The organism is Pseudomonas sp. BNK-44-b (assembly GCF_047456245.1).
GTDB lineage: Bacteria > Pseudomonadota > Gammaproteobacteria > Pseudomonadales > Pseudomonadaceae > Aquipseudomonas > Aquipseudomonas machongensis.
Map to the genome: position 1 here is coordinate 4,946,152 of NZ_CP179908.1, position 19,989 is coordinate 4,966,140.

A 19,989-nucleotide genomic window follows, 5' to 3' on the forward strand; every position below is an offset into this window, starting at 1 on the left:
CCCTCTCGCAAGTAGTCTGCCTATGTCCCTGCGCGTGTATGCCCGCGCAGCCCTCCTCGGGCTGTGCCTTTCCCTGTCGTTCGCCGCTGTGGCGGCCGAGGTGCCGGCCGCTCCCGGTATTCAGAACAGCCTGGACAAGATTGCCGAGCGCAAGCTGCCGGAGCCCGAGCAGAAGGCGCTCCAGCAGGTCCTGGAACAGACCCTCACGCTGATCGCGAGCAAAGAGGATAGCGAGAAGAAACTCGCCGACCTCAAACAGCAGTTGGCCGGTGCCCCCCAGGAAACCCGCGACAGCCAGCGCGAACTGGCCAAGCTCAAGGACAGCAAGGTCACGCCCGTGGCCCAGCGCTATGCCAGCCTCAGCGTACCGCAGCTCGAGCAGATGCTCAGCGAGCGCAGCACCCAGCAGGGCGAGCTGCAAAAGGCGCTGTCCGAAGCCAACAGCCTGATCATCAACTCCCAGACCCGCCCCGAACGTGCCCAGGCCGAGATCAGCAACAATCAGACCCGCGCCCAGCAGATCAACAACGCGCTGAAGTCGGGCAAGGACAACGGCAAGGCAATTTCCGCCGACCAGCGCAACCAGCTCAACGCCGAACTGGCCTCGCTCAACGCCCTCACCCTGCTGCGCCGCCAGGAGCTGGCCGGCAATAGCCTGCTGCAGGACCTGGGCAACGCCCGCCACGACCTGCTGATCGAGCGTGCCGCACGCCTGGAGCAAGAGATCCAGGACCTGCAGACACTGATCAACGAGAAGCGCCTGGCACAGTCGCAACAGACCGTCACCCAGCAGTCGATCGAAGCGCAGAAAGCCGGCGGCAGCACCCTGCTGGCCAACGAGAGCGCCGCCAACCTCAAGCTCTCCGACTACCTGCTGCGCAGCACCGACCGCCTCAACGAACTCACCCAGCAGAACCTGCAGACCAAGCAGCAGCTCGACACCCTGACCCAGGCCGACCAGGCGCTGGACGAGCAGATCAACGTGCTCAAGGGCAGCCTGCTGCTGTCGAAGATCCTCTACAAGCAGAAGCAGGCGCTGCCGCACCTGAAGGTGGACCGCGACCTGGCCGACCAGATCGCCGATATTCGCCTGTACCAGTTCGAGGTCAACCAGCAGCGCGAGCAGATGAGCAGCCCGGTCAGCTACGTCGACAAGCTGCTGTCCACCCAGCCTGAGCAGGATGTCACCCCGCAACTGCGCAAGGCGCTGCTGGAAGTCGCCATCACCCGCAGCGACCTGCTCGAGCGCCTGAACCGCGAGCTTTCAGCATTGCTCAATGAGTCCATCACCCTGCAGCTCAACCAGAAGCAACTGCTGGGCACCGCGCAGAACCTGCGCACCACCCTCGATGAGCAGATGTTCTGGATCCCCAGCAACAAGCCGCTGGACTGGGACTGGCTGCGCTATGTGCCCGAGCGCTTCGCCGACCAGGTCGCCAGCCTGCCCTGGGGCTCGGGCATCAAGGAACTGGCCGACGGCCTGAGCCAGCGCCCGCTGCTGTTCCTGCCGCTGCTGCTGGTGATCGGCGCGCTGCTGTGGCGGCGCAAGTACCTGTACCAGCGCCTGGGCAAGGTGCACCAGGACATCGGCCACTTCCGTCGCGACAGCCAGTGGCACACGCCACAAGCGATCCTCATCAACATCCTCCTGGCCATGCCGGTAAGCCTGGGCCTGGCGCTGTGCAGCTATGCCTTGCAGATCGACGCCCGCGGCCAGAACGCCAACCTCGGCGCTGCGCTGTGGCAATTGGCCCAGGCCTGGCTGGTGTTCTACACCGCCTACCGCGTGCTGGCCCCCGGCGGCGTGGCCGAGGTGCACTTCCGCTGGCACAAGCCGCAGGTGGAGTTCCTGCGCGGTTGGGTACGCAGGCTCGGCACGGTGGTGCTGGCCCTGGTGGGTGTGGTCGCGGTGGCCGAGCACCAGCCTTCGGCGCTGGCCGACGACGTGCTGGGCATCGGCGTGGTGCTGGCGTGCTATGCGCTGATGGCCTGGCTGCTCAGCCGCCTGCTGCTGAGCAGCCCGGCGCACCGCGACACGTCGCTGTTCCGCAAGGCGGTCGGGGTAGCGTTCACCGCGCTGCCGATCGCACTGTTCGTCGCGGTGTGCTTCGGCTACTACTACACCGCACTGAAACTCACCGACCGCCTGATCTATACCCTCTACCTGCTGCTGTTCTGGCTGGTGATTGAGGCGGCGTTCGTCCGTGGCCTGTCGGTGGCGGCGCGACGCCTGGCCTACCAGCGCGCATTGAGCAAGCGCGCGGCTGCCAAGGAAGGTCTGGACGGCGAAGTCATCATCGAGGAACCGACCCTGGACATCGAGCAGGTCAACCAGCAGTCCCTGCGCCTGATCCGCCTGGCCCTGCTCGGTGGCTTCATCGGTGGCTTGTACTGGGTATGGTCGGACCTGATCACCGTGTTCTCCTACCTCAACAACGTCACCCTGTACGAATACGCCAGCGGCACCGGCGCGGCAGCCAGCATGGTGCCGATCAGCCTCGGCGACCTGCTCGGTGCGCTGGTCATCGCCGGCATCACCATCGCCCTGGCCAGCAACCTGCCAGGCCTGCTGGAAGTGCTGGTGCTGTCGCGCCTGAGCCTGGCCCAGGGCAGTGCCTACGCGATCACCACGCTGCTGTCCTACGTGATTGTCGGGGTGGGCATCGTCAGCACCCTGGCCACCCTTGGGGTGAGCTGGGACAAGCTGCAGTGGCTGGTCGCCGCCCTGTCTCTGGGCCTGGGCTTCGGCATGCAGGAGATCTTCGCCAACTTCATCTCCGGCATCATGATCCTGTTCGAGCGCCCGGTGCGGATCGGCGACACCATCACCATCGGCAATCTGTCCGGCACGGTGAGCAAGATCCGCATTCGCGCCACGACCATCACCGACTTCGACCGCAAGGACATCATCGTCCCCAACAAGACGTTCATCACTGGCCAGTTGATCAACTGGTCGTTGACCGACACGGTTACCCGAGTGACGCTCAAGCTGGGCATCGACTACGGCTCCGACCTGGACCTGGTGCGCGACCTGCTGCTCAAGGGTGCCCACGAAAACCCACGTGTGCTCAAGGACCCTGAGCCGATCGTGTATTTCCTGCAGTTCGGCGAGAGCTCGCTGGATCACGAGCTGCGCATGCACGTGCGCGACCTGGGCGACCGCAACCCGACGCTGGACGAGATCAACCGCTACATCAACCGTGAGTTCAAGGCCCACGACATCAAGATCTCGGTGCGCCAGGTGGAGGTGTTCCTGATGGACACCAAGGGCGGCAAGCAGCAGATGATCCCGCTGGAGAGCAAACCCGACAGCACGCCACCGAGCTGAGTGGACGCTGATGGGTGCAAGCGCCCAGAATGCCTGCGAGGGCTTCGCCCTCGATCGCGGGACAAGCCCGCTCCCACAGGAAACCGAGTTCTGTAGGTGCGGGCTTTGCCCCGCGCAGGGCCGCAAGGCGGCACCATGTCACCGATAGCCAGGAGCCGGCCACGTGAAAGCCCTCGACCAACTCACCTTCGATAACCGCTTCGCCCAACTCGGCGACACCTACTCCACCCAGGTGCTGCCCGAGCCGATTGCCGAGCCGCGCCTGGTGGTCGCCAGCGAATCGGCCATGGCCCTGCTCGACCTCGACCCAGCCCAGGCCGATGAGCCCGTGTTCGCCGAGCTGTTCAGCGGCCACAAGCTCTGGGAAGAAGCCGACCCACGGGCAATGGTCTATTCCGGCCATCAGTTCGGTTCGTACAACCCGCGCCTGGGTGACGGCCGCGGCCTGTTGCTGGGCGAGGTATTGAACGACGCGGGCGAGCACTGGGACCTGCACCTCAAGGGCGCCGGCCAGACACCGTACTCGCGCATGGGCGACGGCCGCGCGGTGCTGCGTTCGTCGATCCGTGAGTTCCTCGCCTCAGAAGCGCTGCACGCCCTGGGCATTCCCAGCAGCCGGGCACTATGCGTGGTCGGCTCGAGCACCCCGGTGTGGCGCGAGACCCGCGAAAGCGCGGCCATGCTGCTGCGACTGGCGCAGAGCCATGTGCGCTTCGGTCATTTCGAATATTTCTACTACACCCAGCAGCCCGAGCAACAACGCGTGCTGATCGATCACGTGCTCGATCAGCACTACCCCGAATGCCGCGACGCCGAGCAGCCGTACCTGGCGATGTTCCGCAACATCGTCGAGCGCAACGCCGAGCTGATCGCGCGCTGGCAGGCCTATGGCTTCTGCCACGGGGTGATGAACACCGACAACATGTCGATCCTGGGCATCACCTTCGATTTCGGTCCCTACGCTTTCCTCGACGACTTTGACGCCAACTTCATCTGCAACCACTCCGACGATCGCGGCCGCTACAGCTACGCCAACCAGGTACCGATCGCCCACTGGAACCTGAGCGCCCTGGCCCAGGCCCTGACCACGGTGATCGAAGTGGAGGCATTGAAGGAGACGCTCGGCCTGTTCCTGCCGCTGTACCAGGCCCATTACCTGGACCTGATGCGCCGCCGTCTCGGCCTGACCACCGCCGAAGACGACGACATGGCCCTGGTCGAACGCCTGCTGCAGCGCATGCAGAGTGGCGGCGTGGACTACACCCTGTTCTTCCGCCGCCTTGGCGAGCAGCCAGTGGAACAGGCACTGAAAGTGGTCCGCGACGACTTCATCGACCTCGCCGGCTTCGACGCCTGGAGCGCCGACTACCTCGCACGCTGCCAGCGCGAAGCGGGCAACGCCGAAGGTCGGCGTGAGCGCATGCATGCGGTCAACCCGCTGTACATCCTGCGTAACTATCTGGCGCAGCGCGCCATCGAGGCGGCCGAAGGTGGGGACTACAGTGAAGTGCGACGGCTGCACCAGGTACTGTGCAAGCCATTCGAGGAGCAATCTGGGATGCAAACCTATGCCGAGCGACCACCAGAGTGGGGCAAGCATCTGGAAATCAGCTGTTCTTCCTGAACAACACCTGATCCTGTGACAGCGGGCTTGCACGCTGTCACAGGTTATATGTGAAGCCTATTGCGGAGAAAACATGTCCGACCCACTGGTAATCCCCTGCCCGCACTGCAACGGCCTCAACCGCCTGCCCAGCGAACGCCTGGGCGACAGCCCGAAATGCGGGCGCTGCAAGCAGGCGGTATTGCTCGACAAGCCCTTCGAGCTCAGCGAAAGCACCTACGCCAGCCAGATAAAGGGCGACCTGCCTTTGCTGGTGGACGTCTGGGCCGACTGGTGCGGCCCGTGCAAGAGCTTTGCACCGACCTTCGAACAGGCGGCCCGCCAGCTCAGCGGCCGCTGCCGCCTGGCCAAGCTCGACAGCGAGGCCAACCGCAACCTCGCCGGGCAACTGGGCATCCGTTCGATCCCCAGCCTGATCCTGTTCAGGAACGGCCGCGAAGTCAGCCGCCAGGCGGGGGCGTTTCCACTCCAGTCGTTGCTGGAATGGGTGCGCAGCCAAGGGATCTAAGCGTTTTCTTCGAGCAGCGAGTGCAACTCGACGAACTGCTGCGTCAGCTTGTGCCGCGGCTCCAGGTGGATCAGCGGCAGGCTGGCGTGGTGGGATTCGCGCATCTTCACCGAGCTGCCCAGGTAGACCGGCAGCACCGGCAGGCCCTCGGCGAGCAGCTCGTCGAGCATCTGCTGAGGCAGGCTGGCACGTGACTGGAACTGGTTGACCACGATGCCCTCTACCTGGAGGTCTTCGTTGTGGTCGTCCTTGAGTTCCTCTATCTCGGCCAGCAGGCCGTACAGGGCCTGGCGCGAGAAGCTGTCGCAATCGAAGGGAATCAGCACACGATCTGCGGCGATCAACGCGGAAACCGCATAGAAATTCAATGCTGGCGGGGTATCGATGTAGATCCGCTCGTAGTCCTCGTCCAGCTCATCGAGCAATTTACGTAGCTTGTTGATCTTGTGCTTGGCCTCGAGCTTGGGCTGCAGGTCGGCCAGCTCGGCGGTGGCGGTGACCACGTGCAGATTGTCGAAGGGCGTTTCATAGATATCGACCTTGTTCTTCTTGCTGAACGGCCCGCTGGACAGGCTCTGCTTGAAGAAATCGGCAATACCCATGGGGATGTCGTCACCCGTCAACCCAGTCAGGTACTGGGTCGAGTTGGCCTGGGCATCCAGGTCGATCAACAGGGTCCGGTAGCCTTCGTTGGCACTGACCGCCGCCAGGTTGCAGGCGATGCTCGACTTGCCCACGCCACCTTTCTGATTGAACACCACGCGCCGCATGACTGACCTCCGTGTATCAGGGAATGCCCGAGTATGTGTCCGGCGCAGCGGTTTAGCCAGCACCTTCGGGCTTTTCCAGGCCCGCCAGCAGGTCGACGAACGCCCGGGCCATCGCCGAGCCCGCGCCCTCGCGACGCACCAGCCAGACCGCACTGGTCGCCTGCTCGTCGAGCAGCGTGCGGTACACCACGCCGTCGATGCGGATGCGCTGGAACGACGCGGGCAACACCGAAACCCCAAGGCCCGCCGAGACCAACCCGATGATGGTCAGCGCCTCACCGGCTTCCTGGGCAAAATGCGGGCTGAAGCCTGCCTGGCGTGCCAGGTCCATCAGTTGCGCATACAGACCGCTGCCGTAGCTGCGTGGGAAGAATACGAACGGCTCGTGAGCCAAGTCCCGCATTCGCAGGCCCTGCTCGCTGCCCAGCGCCAGCGCGTGAGAGGCATTGAGCACCACGACCAGCGGCTCGCGAAACAACTCGGTGACCGCCAACCCTTCCGGCACCGGCAGCGGACGCATCAGGCCGACCTCAATGGATTCGTCGAACACCGCATCGACCACCTCACGGCTGCTCATCTCCTTGAGGTGCAGGTGCACCGCCGGGAAGCGCTGGCGGAAGGCGTGGATCGCCTGAGGAATCCTCGAGGTGAAGGGTGCCGACGAGGTGAAACCGATCTTCATCTCGCCCAGCTCGCCCAACTGCGCGCGACGTGCCACGTCGGCCGCCTTGTCGACTTGCGCCAGCACCTGGCGCGCCTCCTCGAGGAACAGTCGTCCGGCCTCGCTCAGCTCGACCCGACGATTGGTGCGCTCGAACAGACGCGCCCCCAGTTCCTGTTCCAGCGCCTGGATCTGCTGGCTCAAGGGCGGCTGAGAGATGCCCAGTTGCTGGGCCGCACGGCCGAAGTGCAGTTCTTCGGCGACGGCGATGAAGTAACGCAGGTGGCGCAGTTCCATGATCGGCTCCAAACAAGTCGCTAAAGCTATCAAATAGGTCGAACAATATATTGGATCTAATCATTAGCCAGCTATATGCTTTTTTCATTGCGCCAGAGGTATCGCCCGTGAAAACTGCTGTAGCCCCCCTCCCCACCGAACCTGAAGTGCCTCCCCTGAACGACTTGTGGATCGAAAAAGGCACGCCAGCCTTCATGAAAACCGTACTGGCGCTGTTCAGCGGCGGTTTCGCCACGTTCGCGCTGCTCTACTGCGTGCAACCGATGATGCCGCTGCTGTCGCAAGAGTTTTCGATCAACGCTGCGCAGAGCAGCCTGGTGCTGTCAGTATCCACCGCCATGCTGGCGTTCGGGCTGCTGGTGACCGGGCCCATTTCCGATCGAATCGGGCGCAAACCGGTGATGGTCTCGGCCCTGGTGTGCGCTGCCCTGGCGACACTGGCCAGCGCAGTGATGCCAACCTGGGAAGGCGTGCTTGCCACCCGCGCACTGGTCGGCCTGTCGCTGAGCGGCCTGGCGGCGGTGGCCATGACCTACCTGAGCGAAGAAATCCACCCGCAGCACATCGGCCTGGCCATGGGCCTGTACATCGGTGGCAATGCGATCGGCGGGATGAGCGGGCGGCTGATCACCGGGGTGCTGATCGACTTCGTCAGTTGGCACACCGCGATGCTGGTGATCGGCGGCCTGGCGCTGCTGGCCGCGGTGGTGTTCTGGAAGGTGCTGCCGGAATCGCGCAATTTCCGCGCGCAGTCGCTGAAGCCGCGCAATCTGCTCGATGGCTTCCTCATGCACTTCAAGGATGCCGGCCTGCCCTGGCTGTTCCTCGAAGCCTTCCTGCTGATGGGCGCCTTCGTCACCCTGTTCAACTACATCGGCTATCGCCTGCTGGCCGAGCCCTATCACATGAACCAGGCACTGGTCGGCTTGCTGTCGGTGGTGTACCTGTCAGGCATCTACAGTTCGGCACAGGTCGGCGCGCTGGCTGACCGGCTGGGGCGTCGCAGGGTATTCTGGGCGAGCATCCTGGTGATGGCCGCTGGCATGCTGATGACCCTGTTCACCCCATTGCCAGTGGTGATCGTCGGGATGCTGGTGTTCACCTTCGGCTTCTTCGGTGCCCATTCGGTGGCCAGCAGCTGGATTGGTCGACGCGCGCTCAAGGCCAAGGGGCAGGCCTCTTCACTGTACCTGTTCTGCTACTACGCGGGATCGAGTGTCGCCGGGACGGCGGGCGGGGTGTTCTGGCATTACGCCGGTTGGAACGGCATCGGCCTGTTCATCGGCGGCCTGCTGGCGGTGGCGTTGCTGGTGGCGCTGCACCTGAGCAAGCTGGCACCTAAATCGGTGTGAGGCATTCGCGGCGGTTCGGGGCGCAGAACCGCCGCGAAACGGTGTTCGTCAGTTGACGATCTCGACGATATCCACATCCACTTCACGGCTCATCAGGTGTTTCTCCACCTCGCCGGTCAGCTTGACCTTGGTCTTGTCGTTGAACGGGGTTACCGGCAGGTCTTCGTTGTCGATCTCGACGGTGATGGTGCCGGTGTTGTCCTTGAACTCGTACTTGTCGTCGTTGTTGATCTTCTTGGTCACATAGCCTTGCAGCACTACCGGGGTATCATCGGCGGCCTCCTTGGCGGCAGCGACGGTGGTCACCGGCTGGGCGCCCGGGCCTGTGTAGCCGGCAGCGAGAGCGGCGGTGCTGAACAGTGGGGCGAGGATCAGGGGCAGGTAACGGGCTTTCATGATGATCGGGTCCTGTTTGCGTTTTGATGGCTCCAGATTACCGACGATCGCTGAATTGAAGCTTAATGAAGCAAAACGCCCGGCACAGGGCCGGGCGTTTTGCCGAGATAGCCGATTCTACTGGTGATATTGCGCCGAGAACTCGTGCACGGCGTTGATGAACACACCGGCATGCTCCGGGTCCACCTCCGGCGTGATGCCATGACCCAGGTTGAACACATGGCCGCTGCCCTTGCCGTAGCTGGCCAAGATCCGCTGCACTTCGTTGCGGATCGCCTCGGGCTTGGCGTACAGCACGGTCGGGTCCATGTTGCCCTGCAGCGCAACCTTGTCACCGACGCGACGACGGGCGTCGCCGATCTCGCACGTCCAGTCCAGGCCCAGTGCGTCGGCACCGGCCTCGGCGATGCTTTCCAGCCACAGGCCGCCATTCTTGGTGAACAGGATGACCGGCACCTTGCGCCCTTCATGCTCGCGAATCAGACCGCTGACAATCTTGCGCATGTAGGCCAGGGAGAATTCCTGATAGGCCGCTGCCGACAGTGCACCGCCCCAGGTGTCAAAGATCTGCACTGCCTGAGCGCCGGCCTTGATCTGGCCATTGAGGTAGCTGGTGACCGACTGTGCCAGCTTGTCGAGCAGCAGGTGCATGGCCTCGGGCTGGTCGTACAACATCGCCTTGGTCTTGCGGAAGTCTTTCGACGAGCCGCCTTCGACCATGTAGGTCGCCAGGGTCCAGGGGCTGCCGGAGAAGCCGATCAGTGGCACGCGCCCGTTGAGCTCACGGCGGATGGTGCTGACCGCATCCATCACGTAGCCCAGGTCCTTGTGCGGATCGGGAATCGGCAGCGCCTCGATATCGGCCAGGGTGCTGACGACCTTCTTGAAACGTGGGCCTTCGCCCGTCTCGAAGTACAGGCCCTGCCCCATGGCATCGGGGATGGTGAGGATGTCGGAGAAGAGGATTGCGGCGTCGAGCGGGTAGCGGTCCAGCGGCTGGAGCGTCACCTCACAGGCGAACTGCGGGTTCATGCACAGGCTCATGAAGTCGCCGGCATTGGCGCGGCTGGCGCGGTACTCCGGCAGGTAGCGGCCGGCCTGGCGCATCATCCAGACTGGGGTCACGTCTACGGGTTGCTTGAGCAGTGCACGCAGGAAACGATCGTTCTTCAGGGCAGTCATGTCGGCATCCAGCAAAAAAGTGCGGGCATTTTCTCAGACGCCAGCGCAAAAGGCACGGCCAGGGCCATGCGTTTTGTCTATCGGGTGCCATGGATCAAGGATTTCTGTATACAAAATGCATCGCGGGGCAAGTCGGAACGGCGGTTCGACGCTCCGACTTGCCCCGCGAATAACCAGGATCAGACTTCGAGGTAGTCCAGGATCCCTTCAGCAGCGGTACGCCCTTCGAAGATCGCCGTCACCACCAGGTCAGACCCGCGCACCATGTCGCCACCGGCGAAGACTTTCGGGTTGCTGGTCTGGTGCTTGAACTTGCCCTTCTCAGGAGCCACCACGCGGCCCTGGCTGTCCATCTGGATACCATGCTGTTCGAACCAAGGCGCCGGGCTCGGGCGGAAGCCGAAGGCGATCACCACGGCGTCGGCCGGAAGGATCTCTTCGGAGCCCGGGATCGGCTCGGGGCTGCGGCGGCCACGGGCGTCTGGCTCACCGAGACGGGTCTCGACCACCTTGACGCCTTCCACCTTGTCCTCGCCGACAATGGCGATGGGCTGGCGGTTGTAGAGGAACTTCACGCCTTCTTCCTTGGCGTTCTTCACCTCTTTGCGCGAGCCAGGCATGTTGGCTTCGTCGCGACGATAGGCGCAGGTCACGGCCTTGGCGCCCTGGCGGATGGAGGTGCGGTTGCAGTCCATCGCGGTGTCGCCACCGCCCAGCACCACGACCTTCTTGCCCTGCATGTCGATGAAGTCTTCCGGCGACTTCTCGAAGCCCAGGTTGCGATTGACGTTGGCGATCAGGAAGTCCAAAGCGTCGTGCACACCCGGCAGGTCTTCACCTGGGAAACCGCCCTTCATGTAGGTGTAGGTGCCCATGCCCATGAACACTGCATCGTACTCGGCGAGCAGTTGTTCCATGGTGATGTCCTTGCCCACCTCGGTGTTCAGGCGGAACTCGATGCCCATGCCGGTGAAGACTTCGCGGCGATTGCTCAGCACGGTCTTTTCCAGCTTGAACTCGGGGATGCCGAAGGTCAGCAGGCCACCGATCTCGGGGTTCTTGTCGAACACGACCGGCGTTACACCGGCACGCACCAGCACGTCGGCGCAGCCCAGGCCCGCAGGGCCGGCACCGATGATCGCAACGCGCTTGCCGGTTGGCTTGACCTTGGACATGTCCGGGCGCCAGCCCATGGCGAAGGCGGTGTCGGTGATGTACTTCTCCACCGAGCCGATGGTCACTGCGCCGAACCCGTCGTTCAGGGTACAGGCACCCTCGCACAGGCGGTCCTGCGGGCATACGCGGCCGCACACTTCCGGCAGGGTGTTGGTCTGGTGCGACAGCTCCGCCGCCGCCAGGATGTTGCCTTCGGACACCAGCTTCAGCCAGTTGGGGATGAAGTTGTGTACCGGGCACTTCCACTCGCAATAGGGGTTGCCGCAGCCCAGGCAGCGGTGTGCCTGCTCCACGGACTGCTGCGGCTTGAAGGGTTCGTAGATCTCGACGAACTCCTTCTTGCGCTGGCGCAGCAGCTTGTTCTTCGGGTCCTTGCGGCCCACTTCGATGAACTGGAAGTCGTTGCTCAGACGTTCAGCCATTTTTCAAAACCTCTCAACAGCAGCTGCAAGCTACACGCTGCAAGCCGCAAGACGATCACTTAAGCCGGGCGAACCGTACGCTGCCTCTACGTACAGCGTGCAGCTCGCCACTTGCAGCTGCTTTTACTGCGGGTTGGCACGGGTGCTGGACAACAGTTGCTTCAGATTGGCCGCCTTGGGCTTCACCAGCCAGAAGCGCCGCACATAGTCGTCCAGGTTCTCGGAGAGCTCACGCCCCCACTCGCTGCCGGTTTCTTCCACGTACTCGCCCAGGACGCGCGCCAGGTGGCTGCGGTAGGCCTCCATCGCCTCACCACTGATACGCTGGATTTCCACCAGCTCGTGGTTGAGTTTGTCGAAGAAGGTGTTGTCCATGTCGAGCACATAGGCGAAGCCGCCCGTCATGCCAGAACCGAAGTTGTAACCGGTCTTGCCCAGGACGCAGACAAAGCCGCCGGTCATGTATTCACAGCAGTGATCACCGGTGCCCTCGACCACAGCGTGGGCGCCGGAGTTACGCACAGCGAAACGCTCGCCCGCGGTACCGGCGGCGAACAGCTTGCCGCCAGTGGCGCCGTACAGGCAGGTGTTGCCGACGATGGCGCTGTGCTGGGTTTCGAACGGACTGCCGGCTGGCGGCACGATGGTGATCTTGCCACCGGTCATGCCCTTGCCGACGTAGTCGTTGGCGTCACCTTCCAGGTGCAGGTTCAGGCCACCGGCGTTCCATACGCCGAAGCTCTGACCCGCCGTCCCCTTGAAGCGGAAGGTGATCGGGTTAGCCGCCATGCCCTGGTTGCCATGCAGGCGGGCGATCTCGCCAGAGATACGCGCACCGATGGAACGATCGCAGTTGCAGATGTCGAGGGCGAACTCGCCACCGGCCTGGTCGCGGATCGCCGGCAAGGCCATCTCGACCATCTTCTCGGCCATCTCGCCCTTGTCGAACGGCGGGTTCTTGTCGACTTCGCAGAATTGCGGCTTGTCGGCCGGAATGTGCGAGCTGCCCAGCAGCGGCGTGAGGTCCAGGTGGTGCTGGCGCTCGGTGTCGCCCGGCAGCACTTCGAGCAGGTCGGTGCGACCGATCAGCTCGCCGAGGCTGCGTACGCCCAGCTTGGCCAGCCACTCGCGGGTTTCTTCAGCGACGAAGGTGAAGAAGTTGATCACCATGTCGACAGTGCCGATGTAGTGGTCCTTGCGCAGCTTGTCGTTCTGGGTGGCGACGCCCGTGGCGCAGTTGTTCAGGTGGCAGATGCGCAGGTACTTGCAGCCCAGGGCGATCATCGGCGCGGTACCGAAGCCGAAGCTCTCGGCGCCGAGGATCGCGGCCTTGATCACGTCCAGGCCGGTTTTCAGGCCACCGTCGGTCTGCACCCGCACCTTGCCGCGCAGGTCGTTGCCACGCAGGGTCTGGTGGGTTTCGGCCAGGCCCAGTTCCCACGGGGCGCCAGCGTACTTGATCGAGGTCAGCGGCGAGGCGCCGGTGCCACCGTCGTAGCCGGAGATGGTGATCAGGTCGGCATAGGCCTTGGCCACACCGGCAGCGATGGTGCCGACACCGGCTTCGGCCACCAGCTTGACCGACACCAGCGCCTGCGGGTTGACCTGCTTGAGGTCGTAGATCAGCTGCGCCAGGTCTTCGATCGAATAGATGTCGTGGTGCGGTGGCGGCGAGATCAGGGTCACGCCCGGCACCGCGTAGCGCAGCTTGGCGATCAGGCCGTTGACCTTGCCGCCTGGCAACTGGCCGCCCTCGCCGGGCTTGGCGCCTTGGGCCACCTTGATCTGCAGCACTTCGGCGTTGACCAGGTATTCCGGGGTCACACCAAAGCGGCCGGTGGCCACCTGCTTGATCTTCGAGCTCTTGAGGGTGCCATAGCGGGCCGGGTCTTCGCCGCCCTCACCGGAGTTGGAGCGCGCGCCCAGGCGGTTCATCGCCTCGGCCAACGCTTCGTGGGCCTCCGGCGACAGCGCGCCCAGGGAGATACCAGCGGAGTCGAAGCGCTTGAGGATCGCGTCCAGCGGCTCGACCTGATCCAGTGCCAGGGCCTGATCGGCCACCTTGACCTTGAGCAGGTCGCGGATCATCGACACCGGACGCTGATCGACCAGCGTGGTGTATTCCTTGAACTTGGCGTAGTCGCCCTGCTGCACTGCAGCCTGCAGGGTGTTGACCACGTCCGGGTTGTAAGCGTGGTATTCACCGCCGTGTACGAACTTGAGCAGGCCGCCCTGCTGGATCGGCTTGCGCGCGCTCCAGGCTTCGGCCGCAAGCAGCTTCTGGTCGCTCTCCAGGTCTTCGAAACGCGCACCCTTGATACGGCTGGACACGCCCTTGAAGCTCAGACCGACCACTTCGTCCGACAGGCCGATGGCCTCGAACAACTGCGCGCCACGGTAGGACGTGATGGTGGAGATACCCATCTTCGACAGGATCTTCAGCAGGCCCTTGGAGATGCCCTTGCGGTAGTACTTGAACACTTCATCCAGATCGCCCAGCACTTCGCCGGTGCGGATCAGGTCGGCCAGCACTTCGTACGCCAGGTACGGGTAGACCGCCGAGGCGCCGAAGCCCAGCAGCACGGCGAAGTGGTGCGGGTCGCGGGCGGTGGCGGTTTCCACCAGGATGTTGCTGTCGCAGCGCAGGCCCTGCTCGGTCAGGCGGTGATGCACCGCACCAACGGCCAGCGAAGCATGTACCGGCAGCTTGCCCGGGGCGATGAAGCGGTCGCTCAGCACCAACTGGGTCTTGCCGCTGCGCACCGCTTCTTCGGCCTGGTCGGCGATGTTGCGAATGGCCGCTTCAAGGCCGACATCCTGCTCGTAGTTGAGGTCGATCAGGTGACGGTCGAAGCCTTCGCGCTCCAGGGCCATCAACGAGCGCCACTTGGCTGGCGAGATCACCGGCGAGCTGAGGATCACTCGGGAGGCGTGTTCAGGGGATTCCTGGAAGATATTGCGCTCGGCGCCCAGGCAGATTTCCAGGGACATCACGATGGCTTCGCGCAGCGGGTCGATCGGTGGGTTGGTCACCTGGGCGAACTGCTGGCGGAAAAAGTCGTACGGCGAGCGCACACGCTGCGAAAGCACGGCCATCGGCGTGTCGTCGCCCATCGAGCCGACCGCCTCCTGGCCTTGTTCGCCGAGCGGGCGCAGCACCTGGTCACGCTCCTCGAAGGTGACCTGGAACATCTTCATGTATTGCTTGAGCTGGTCGGCATCGTAGCTGGCCACGCCCTGGTCGTCGGTCAGCGTCGCCTGGATGCGGGTGGCATGCTGACGCAGCCAGCGCTTGTAGGGGTGGCGCGACTTGAGACGGTTGTCGATGGCGTCGGTGTCGAGGATCTGACCGGTCTCGGTGTCCACGGCAAAGATCTGGCCCGGGCCAACACGGCCCTTGGCGATGACGTCCTCGGGCTTGTAGTTCCACACGCCGATTTCGGAAGCGAGGGTGATGTAGCCGTTCTTGGTGGTCACCCAGCGCGCCGGACGCAGGCCGTTGCGGTCGAGCAGGCACACGGCGTGGCGGCCTTCGGTCATGACGATACCGGCCGGGCCGTCCCACGGCTCCATGTGCATGGAGTTGTACTCGTAGAAGGCGCGCAGGTCGGCGTCCATGGTCTCGACGTTCTGCCAGGCTGGCGGCACGAGCATGCGCACGCCACGGAACAGGTCGATGCCGCCGGTGACCATCAACTCGAGCATGTTGTCCATGCTGGAGGAGTCGGAGCCGACACGGTTGACCAGCGGACCGAGTTCTTCCAGATCAGGGATCAGGTCGTTGGCGAACTTGGTGCGACGGGCCATGGCCCAGTTGCGGTTGCCGGTGATGGTGTTGATCTCGCCGTTGTGGGCGAGGAAGCGGAATGGCTGCGCCAGCGGCCATTTCGGCAGGGTGTTGGTGGAGAAGCGCTGGTGGAAGACACAGATGGCGGTCTGCAGGCGCTCATCGCCCAGGTCCGGATAGAAGGCGGTGAGATCCGCCGGCATCATCAGGCCTTTGTAGATGATGGTCTTGTGCGAGAAGCTGCAGATGTAGTGGTCGGCGTCGTGGGCGTTGGCCACGGACGAACGGCGACGGGCACTGAACAGCTTGATGGCGAATTCCTGGTCGGTGAGACCTTCACCACCGATGAACACCTGCTCGATCTGCGGCAGGCGCTCAAGGGCCAGGCGACCGAGCACGCTGGTGTCGATCGGCACTTTGCGCCAGCCGACCAGTTGCAGGCCAGCAGCGAGGATCTCGCGGTCCATGTTGGCGCGCGCAGCCTCGGCTTTTACCGGGTCTTGATTGAAGAACACCATGCCGACGGCGTACTGCTTGGGCAGCTCGGCGGCGAAGTGCTCCAGGGCCACGGCACGCAGGAACTGATCGGGCTTCTGCATCAGCAGGCCGCAACCGTCACCGGTCTTGCCATCTGCGTTGATCCCACCACGGTGGGTCATGCAGGTCAGGGCCTCGACGGCAGTTTGCAGAAGGTGGTGACTCGGCTCGCCCGTCATGTGGGCGATCAGGCCAAAACCACAGTTATCCTTGAACTCTTCGGGATGGTACAGACCTGTTTTCATAGACACTTTCTCACCAGGTTCGCCTCTCAACCAAGGCAAATCTCTTTTTAGTACAACCACTTACCATCCACGCCGATCGAATGCCAGCTTTTTTGCGGTGGGTATAGGGAAACCATTGTTGCACAGCGACAGGGAAGCTCACAAATTTTCACGACGAATCGTTGAAAGTTTATGTCGCATTTTTGAATGTTTTTGCGTCATGCGCCGTGATAGCGGCTTGAGCCGAGTCTGAAGCGTTTCAGCCGTGACTGCAACAGAAGGCTTGTGGCCGGCAGTCTGGGACAGAAAAGCCTGCCGCGCATCAGCACAGCAGGCTTTGTCGAGTCCGGGATTCGCTCAGCAACTGGGCGGCGGGGGTGGTGCCGCCCGGAAGGATCAGCGGGCCGTGGCCAGCTCTTGTTGAACGCTGCCGACGGTACGAGGCCAAGGTTTACCAGCCTGGACCTTCGCTGGCAAGTTCTTGATTGCCGCAGCTGCGGCATCGCGGCTGCTGAAGTTGCCGTAGGTCACCACATACAGCGGCTTGCCCTGCAGGGTTTTCTTGAAGTAGCGATAGTCGCCACCCTGTTCACTGACGAACGATTGGGCAGCGGATTCATTGCTCGTACCGAACACCTGAACCACATAGTTGCCCGGCTTCTGGCCGCTGTACCAGCCGCTGTTGCCTGCGCCACCGGCGGCGGGTTTTTCGGCAGGCTTGGCAGCGGGCTTGGCGGTCGCCACCTGGGTCGGGGCCGGCGCAGGTTTGGCGGCAGGCGCAACCGGCTTGACCGGCTGGGTTGCGACAGGTTTCTGCGCAGGCGCAACCGGCTGGGCCGGAGCGGGGGCAGGACCGGCGGCGACACCTTGCGGCGGCGCAGTCGTGGTGACGGTGGGAGGAACGGCAGCAGAGGGCGCTGAAGGCTGCAGTGCAGTATCACCAGCAGGGCCCGCCTCGTCGCCATCTCCCATGCCTGCAGCCTGGGCCAGCGGCTCACGCATGACCGGCTGCGACTGCCCTACCAGCGGCAGTGGCATGGGCTGCGAAGAACCGGAGAATTCGACGGTCGGTCCGCCATTGCCCGACTGTCCCAGTGGCAACTGGGCCTGGGCCGCAGGTGCTTCGGTCGGCGCCTTGTCCCCTTTCTTGGGCATCAGGACTGCGGCCGCGACAGCGACCACAACGACAGCGGACAACGCGAGCACATGTTTCTTAGGCATTTTGAACCCCATGGATGGTCGCTTTTCCGTACTGCGGGTAGCGATCATGGCTTCGATCAAGGTATCGCGGGCAACCTGGTTGATGTTTCCTGGCCAGCCGTCGGAGTTTTCGTGGATATCGGCGATCTGCTCGGCGCTGAATACTTCAAGGCCCCGGCCAGCTCCTTCCAGGCGCTGTTCCAGATACTCACGAGTCTCTTCTTCGCTGTAGGGGGCGAGCTCGATGATGTGGAAGCGCTCTTCCTCGACACTGAGTTCGTCCAACCCGGCAATCAGCGAAGGTTCACCGAACAGGAACACATGCGGGCGCCCTTCCGGAACGCCTGCCGCCAGCTCCAGCAACGCTTGGAGTGCCGACTCGTCGAGTTGTTCCGCATCGTCCACCAGCAGATAGACTTCCTGCCCGGTCAACGCCAGCTGGACGACCTGGGAAAGGATTGCCTGCACTTCCGGCTGGGCGACGTTCAGCGCCTGGGCCACTTGGCCCAGCACGCTGGCAGCATCGCTTGCGCCACGCGCGGAAACGACCACGCTCTGCACCGACTGCTTGTTGGTGCTGGCCACCAGGGCCTGGCGCAGCAGGGTCTTGCCGCTGCCAAGCGGGCCGGTTACCACCAGCATCAGGTGGCTGTAACGCGCCAGGTGATGCAGCTGGCCCAGCACCGGCTTGCGCTGGGCAGGGAAGAACTTGAATCCGGGCACCCGAGGTGCGAACGGATCGTGACTCAACTGGTAGTGATCGAGGAACGCCTCATCGGCATGCAAACTGGTCATTGCGCTGTCACAACCTCAAAGCTGCGCCACGATCGCGCGATAATCCGCTGCAAGCGTGGCCTGAAGAATCTCTTTCGGATAGTCGTCGGTGATCACGGCCTCGCCCATCTGGCGCAACAGCACCAGGCGCAGGCGTCCGTCGAGCACCTTCTTGTCGACCGCCATATGTTCCATGAAATGCGCCGGGGTCATTTCCTGTGGAGGCACCACCGGCAAGCCTGCATCCTGCAGCAGGCGAATTCCGCGATCACGCGCCGACTGGTCGATCCAGCCGAGACGCATGGACATCTCCAGGGCCATGACGGTCCCGGCAGCGACGGCCTCGCCATGCAACCATACCCCGTAACCCATGTGGGTTTCGATGGCATGACCGAAGGTGTGGCCGAGGTTCAGGGTGGCGCGCACGCCAGACTCACGCTCGTCGGCACCGACCACGGCCGCCTTCGCCGCGCAGGAGCGGCGGATGGCTTCGGTCAGGGCCACGGAATCGAGCCCGCGCAGGGCTGCCATGTTGTCTTCCAGCCAGCCGAGGAATGGCTCGTCGCAGATCAGGCCGTACTTGATCACTTCGGCGAGGCCCGCCGACAACTCGCGGGCTGGCAGGGTGCGCAGGCTGGTGGTGTCGATCAGCACCGCGTTGGGCTGATAGAAGGCACCGACCATGTTCTTGCCCAGTGGGTGATTGATGCCGGTCTTGCCACCAACGGACGAATCCACCTGGGACAGCAGCGTGGTCGGCACCTGGATGAAGTCGACGCCGCGCTGGTAGCAGGCCGCGGCAAAGCCGGCCATGTCGCCGATCACCCCGCCGCCCAGCGCGACCACAGTGGTGCGCCGATCATGGCGGGCCGTGAGCAGGGCATCGAAAATCAGCTGGAGGGTTTCCCAGTTCTTGTGGGCTTCGCCGTCAGGCAGCACAACTGGCAGCACCGACCAGGCGCCGAGTGTCTTGCTCAACCGCTCGAGATACAGGGGCGCGACGGTTTCGTTGGAGACGATGGCGACCTGCCGCCCGGCAATGTGCGGCGCCAGCAGCTCGGGCTGGTCCAGCAGGCCCTCGCCAATGTAGATCGGATAGCTACGTTCGCCCAGATCGACCTTCAATGTCTGCATGTATCCCCACAATATGCTTTGGCGCGGCCTTGCCTGAGCGGCCAGCGCGGTAACGTTCAACGTCGCCCCGGCGTTGGTCGCCGAGGATAGTCCCGGCTCAGCGGGGCGGCAACTGCTGCAAACGCTCGAGAATGTCGAGCACTACCATGCGCGGCGGCCGTTCGTCGGTTTCCACCACGAGGTCGGCGATTTCGCGATAGAGCGGGTCGCGCGCTTCCAGCAACGCACGCAGCGTGGCTTCCGGGTTGGCGGTCCGCAGCAGTGGACGGTTGCGATCACGTGCAGTACGGCCGACCTGCTGTTCCACCGAGGCATGCAGGTAGATGACACGCCCGCCCCTGTGCAACGCCTGGCGATTGGCCTCGCGCATCACTGCGCCGCCACCTGTTGCGACAACCACGCCGTCGAGCTCGCAGAGTTCTGCAATCATCGCCTGCTCACGATCACGAAAGCCCGGCTCGCCTTCCTTGTCGAAGATCCACGGGATGTTGGCGCCGGTTCGCAGCTCGATTTCCTTGTCGGAATCCTTGAACAGCAGGCGCAGCTCTTTGGCCAAAAGGCGCCCGATGGTGCTCTTACCGGCGCCCATGGGCCCTACAAGTATCAAATTTCGCACA

The 19,989-nt window shown here is 63.6% G+C and carries 13 protein-coding genes; 4 read left to right on the forward strand and 9 right to left on the reverse strand.

Annotation, left to right across the window (positions count from 1 at the left end):
* The first annotated feature begins 22 nt into the window (after window positions 1-22).
* The 3 genes from mscK (at window position 23) to trxC (ending at window position 5,460) form a co-directional block, all read left to right on the forward strand.
* Entirely contained in the window at window positions 23-3,328 is a 3,306-nt protein-coding gene (gene mscK, locus ACMGGG_RS22440; protein ID WP_054891202.1) for a mechanosensitive channel MscK, read from the forward strand.
* 163 nt (window positions 3,329-3,491) lie between these two features.
* Window positions 3,492-4,952 (forward strand): protein adenylyltransferase SelO, encoded by a 1,461-nt coding sequence (selO, locus tag ACMGGG_RS22445; RefSeq protein WP_414154454.1) that lies wholly within the window; start codon window positions 3,492-3,494, stop codon window positions 4,950-4,952.
* Window positions 4,953-5,025: 73 nt separating this feature from the next.
* Entirely contained in the window at window positions 5,026-5,460 is a 435-nt protein-coding gene (trxC, locus tag ACMGGG_RS22450; RefSeq protein ID WP_063541589.1) for a thioredoxin TrxC, read from the forward strand.
* Here the strand turns inward: trxC and ACMGGG_RS22455 are convergent.
* Window positions 5,457-6,230, reverse strand: a complete 774-nt coding sequence (locus ACMGGG_RS22455; RefSeq protein WP_054891199.1) for a ParA family protein — start codon at window positions 6,228-6,230, stop codon at window positions 5,457-5,459. The two genes, trxC and ACMGGG_RS22455, sit on opposite strands and share 4 nt — an antisense overlap.
* Window positions 6,231-6,282: 52 nt before the next feature.
* A complete protein-coding gene (locus ACMGGG_RS22460) occupies window positions 6,283-7,188 on the reverse strand; it encodes a LysR family transcriptional regulator (protein ID WP_414154455.1) in 906 nt (301 codons plus the stop codon).
* Window positions 7,189-7,295: 107 nt separating this feature from the next.
* On the opposite strand from ACMGGG_RS22460, the gene ACMGGG_RS22465 reads away from it, so the two are divergent.
* Complete coding sequence (locus ACMGGG_RS22465; RefSeq protein WP_063541593.1) at window positions 7,296-8,540, forward strand: MFS transporter; 1,245 nt, start codon at window positions 7,296-7,298, stop codon at window positions 8,538-8,540.
* Window positions 8,541-8,588: 48 nt separating this feature from the next.
* Here ACMGGG_RS22465 and ACMGGG_RS22470 read toward each other — a convergent pair whose 3' ends face one another.
* The 7 genes from ACMGGG_RS22470 to aroK all read right to left on the reverse strand — a co-directional run bounded on the left by ACMGGG_RS22470 (window position 8,589) and on the right by aroK (window position 19,988).
* Window positions 8,589-8,936: a YgiW/YdeI family stress tolerance OB fold protein gene (locus tag ACMGGG_RS22470; RefSeq protein WP_054891196.1), complete on the reverse strand. Its 348-nt coding sequence runs from the start codon at window positions 8,934-8,936 to the stop codon at window positions 8,589-8,591.
* Window positions 8,937-9,053: 117 nt separating this feature from the next.
* A complete protein-coding gene (hemE, locus tag ACMGGG_RS22475) occupies window positions 9,054-10,118 on the reverse strand; it encodes a uroporphyrinogen decarboxylase (protein ID WP_063541595.1) in 1,065 nt (354 codons plus the stop codon).
* 179 nt (window positions 10,119-10,297) lie between these two features.
* On the reverse strand, window positions 10,298-11,716 hold the full coding sequence (locus ACMGGG_RS22480) for an FAD-dependent oxidoreductase (protein ID WP_414154456.1): 1,419 nt from the start codon (window positions 11,714-11,716) through the stop codon (window positions 10,298-10,300).
* A gap of 123 nt (window positions 11,717-11,839) precedes the next feature.
* The gene (gene gltB, locus ACMGGG_RS22485; RefSeq protein ID WP_054891193.1) at window positions 11,840-16,285 is read right to left on the reverse strand and encodes a glutamate synthase large subunit; all 4,446 of its coding nucleotides are present in this window, start codon (window positions 16,283-16,285) and stop codon (window positions 11,840-11,842) included.
* A gap of 375 nt (window positions 16,286-16,660) precedes the next feature.
* Complete coding sequence (locus ACMGGG_RS22490; RefSeq protein WP_414154457.1) at window positions 16,661-18,259, reverse strand: AAA family ATPase; 1,599 nt, start codon at window positions 18,257-18,259, stop codon at window positions 16,661-16,663.
* Window positions 18,260-18,274: 15 nt separating this feature from the next.
* A complete protein-coding gene (gene aroB, locus ACMGGG_RS22495) occupies window positions 18,275-19,372 on the reverse strand; it encodes a 3-dehydroquinate synthase (protein ID WP_054891191.1) in 1,098 nt (365 codons plus the stop codon).
* Window positions 19,373-19,469: 97 nt separating this feature from the next.
* A complete protein-coding gene (gene aroK / locus ACMGGG_RS22500; RefSeq protein ID WP_414154458.1) occupies window positions 19,470-19,988 on the reverse strand; it encodes a shikimate kinase AroK in 519 nt (172 codons plus the stop codon).
* Window position 19,989: the final 1 nt, after the last annotated feature.